Annotated in this window: 2 protein-coding genes; both read left to right on the top strand. The window is 49.4% G+C overall.

The genetic code is table 11. From position 1 onward, the window contains the following. Positions 1 to 564 precede the first annotated feature (564 nt). Positions 565 to 1,881, top strand: a complete 1,317-nt coding sequence (locus RMO84_RS18635; RefSeq protein ID WP_310489934.1) for a septal ring lytic transglycosylase RlpA family protein — start codon at positions 565 to 567, stop codon at positions 1,879 to 1,881. A 98-nt stretch (positions 1,882 to 1,979) separates the two neighbouring features. Next, complete coding sequence (locus tag RMO84_RS18640) at positions 1,980 to 3,200, top strand: MFS transporter (RefSeq protein ID WP_310489935.1); 1,221 nt, start codon at positions 1,980 to 1,982, stop codon at positions 3,198 to 3,200. Positions 3,201 to 3,466: the final 266 nt, after the last annotated feature.

Raw genomic sequence — 3,466 nt, forward strand, 5'->3', positions numbered from 1 at the left:
AAATTTATCTTCTTTTTTTTAAAACGCCAATGGCGGGGCGATGTTTTTAAACCTCTATCCCCCCTCCTTGGTATCTATTAAGTGACGATTTTTTTATTGGCTAGTATAATTACTGAGTAGAAAAATCGCTCAAATCCGATCTCAATAGTCACTCAATTCACGATTGCGATTTTCATGAATTCGGAGGCTGGTAGCAATTAATACTTACAATAAAGCTCGCTTATCCTAATTTAACTGTAGAGATCGAGATTAATCTCGATCTTGTGGGTAAACTATGGATACGATGGCCGCTAGCTTAGGCGATCGCAATTTTTAGATCGATGTTTTTCTGTAGCTGAATTCAGGTAAAATCGATTTTGCAAAGCCGATCTATCCAAATGTTTAGTTCGCTAGCTTACCCCGATCGGATGCGTAGACTAATTTTAATAATTTCTGAAGGCGAGTAGCTCTACTCGTGGCTGCTATCGTTGGCGCAGCCTCTCAAAATGAGAATCGGCAGTTATCATCTTCAGCGATGTTCGATTAGTTTTACTAAATCCTTATTGTTTCTGCTTATTTAAAGATATGAATCAACATCGTTGGACTTGTCTGACTGTATTTGCACTGAGTGCGATGGTCGCACCGATTGCTGCTGTAGAGGCCAAAGTATCGCCATCGCCAACTGCCAATCGCGAAAGTTTTAGACCCCAATCGTGGGAAGCATTACCGACGACACCATTGACAGTAGCCGAACCCAAGACTGAGATCGCAATTCCCGTAATTAGCCAGCCAGTTCCCCAAGTCAGCAAGCTACCGATCTTTACCCCACCGGCTACTACCAGAACTAAACTAGCGGCTGCCCAGGCAAACCTGAAACTCGTCCCCATCGACAAACTGCCTGCCAAGCAGCAATCCGTCCCGACCTTTTTAGCCGCCACACCGACTTTTAGTACCGATCTCCGGGTACCAAGCCCAGCGGGAATGAAGGTCGATAGCCAGAGCGTACCGGTGACTATTCCGGTGGCAACGCAAGTCAATCCCGTCGCGCCATTGCCCCAACTTGAGAATCTGGCACCGACATCGACACAACCGACAACATTTTCTAGCAAAACGATCGGTGCGCCGATTCCCGTCGCGCGGAACCCCAAAGCTCCGAGCGTGAAGACAACAGTACCGAACGCGATCGTCAATTCTGCCACCGTTCAAGCCGAAATCGCTACTCCCCAAACCGATAACTCGCGCGTGTCTGCCACCACGAGTGCGCCCCAAGTAGGTACCGATCCCGATCCGACGCCACAAGTGGCACCTGTCGTTAAGTATCGCAACGATCGCGCCGAGATTCCAAGCTTTGAGGCTGGAGTGCCCGTATTTGTGTTTGAAGACAAACAACCCAGCCAAATCGTCGCTACGGCGATCGCTCAAATCGGCGACACGATCGTCGCTCCCGAACCGAGTATTGCCATTCCCGTAATGCGTCCGGCGCAGTCTACCGTACCGACAACATCTCCAGGAGCCGCCGCACCAGCGGGACGACCCTTTGCAAATCGCAGTGGCACAGTAGAGCAATCGCCGACTACCATCCAACCCATACTCGATCGAGTTGTTTCTACCCACACCGGCAAAGCTTCCTGGTACGGTAGTGAAGGTGGCTCTAAAACCGCTAATGGCGAGCGTTACGACCCCCAAGGGCTGACCGCCGCGCATCGGACTTTGCCTTTTGGCACTAAAGTCCGCGTTACTAGTATCAAAACTGGTAAATCGGCGATCGTCCGCATTAACGATCGCGGGCCATTTCGGGGCAATCGGGCGATCGATATCTCCGCTGCTGCTGCTGAAGCGATCGGGATTAAGAATGAGGGCATCGGCGAAGTCCGGATCGAAGTTTTAGCCGATCGAGTCTAAATCTCGATCCGACCGTTGCAATCTGGCGATCGACTAGCTGCTGAGTATGTCACCATATTCATACAGCCCTAATTCCCGATCGCCCGATCTGCATATATATGTCCGAGCTACCGCGACAGATTTGGATTCTCGCACTGGGTAGATTGCTATCCGAAATCGGGAGCGGCTTTACGATCTTCTACGCCCCGATTTTTTTTGTGCAACAAGTCGGACTCTCTGCCACATCGGTAGGATTAGCTTTGGGTAGTGCCTCGATTTCTGGCATTGCCGGACGGCTGCTCAGCGGCACTTATGCCGATCGCTGGGGTCGCAAACCAGTGTTATTGTTATCCACAGTCGTGCTGGCAATCTCTTGCTTTATTTTTGCCACCACTAATAATTTCCCGACGTTAGTTGCTGGCTGTCTAGTGCAAGGATTGGGTTTAGGCTTGTATTGGCCGGCGAATGAGGCGATCGTTGCCGATCTCACCGATGGGGAAGGACGCCGATTTGCCTATGCGATTACCCGCTTAGCCGATAATGTCGGCATGGGATTGGGGATTATTGCTGGGGGACTATTAATTGGTACCACGGGAGCCTATCGCAGTTTATTTATTATCGATGGCATCTCGTTTTGCTGCTTTTTACTCACGATCGCGCTGGGCATTCGCGAAACATTACAAGCCGACAAAACAGCAGTGCGATTCGTCAGCGGTTACACTACCGCCCTACGCGATCGACGGCTGATAATTTACGTTGTCGTTAACATTATTCTGACCGTTTATATCTCACAAACTCAAACCACTTTACCGCTCTATTTTAGTGGTTTCGTCCCCCAATCAGGTGCTCGTGGCTTCAGTCCCCAAGTCATTAGTACCCTATTTACCGGACACTTGCTGATGACGATCGTCTGTCAGTTACCGATGCTCAAATTATTACAAAGATTGAGTCACGCTCGATCGTTAATGATTTCTGGTGGCTTTTGGTTATTGGGTTTTTGGGCGATCTCGATTACCGGAACTATTAATAATTACCACTTGCTCTGGGCGAGTTTGGGGCTAGGCTTATTTGCGATCGCGATCGTCGCTTATACACCCACAGCCTCAGCACTAATTGCCGATCTCGCGCCATCATCCTTACGCGGCGTCTACACTTCGATTAATTCCCTCTGCTGGGCAGCCGGATACGCGATCGGCCCCCCATTAGGTGGCTGGGCACTCGATCGATCGCCCCAATTCGCCCGCGAATTCTGGCTCGGTTTAGCCGCCACAGTTCCAATTGTCTGGGCGATTTTATGGTACTTAGAACGCTCGATCGGCCCGAGAAATGAAGTTAGTTAAAGAGCGAACGATCGATACCTTGAAATACTCTCATAACCTCATTTATTTAGCCGATCGCAAGAGTCTAAAGTCCCTACTTTTAGGCAGATTGTCTTTATAGGATGTCTGCGAGATCGATTCTGTCAAGCTAAAACCCTAGAAAATCCCCCCTAGCCCCCCTTAAAAAGGGGGGAACAAGAATCTTAGTCCTAAAAACTCAATTCTCAACTCTCAATTAATTAAACTCCCTGACAAATCCAAGCACCCCAGAAATAAGGATGGCGGAG

The sequence above is a fragment of the Chamaesiphon sp. VAR_69_metabat_338 genome, from assembly GCF_031423935.1.
Lineage (GTDB): Bacteria > Cyanobacteriota > Cyanobacteriia > Cyanobacteriales > Chamaesiphonaceae > Chamaesiphon.

Bases quoted from the DNA above. Each gene is read 5' to 3' on its own strand.
- RMO84_RS18635 (WP_310489934.1), top strand. From the start codon at position 565: ATGAATCAACATCGTTGGACTTGTCTGACTGTATTTGCACTGAGTGCG.
- RMO84_RS18640 (WP_310489935.1), top strand. From the start codon at position 1,980: ATGTCCGAGCTACCGCGACAGATTTGGATTCTCGCACTGGGTAGATTG.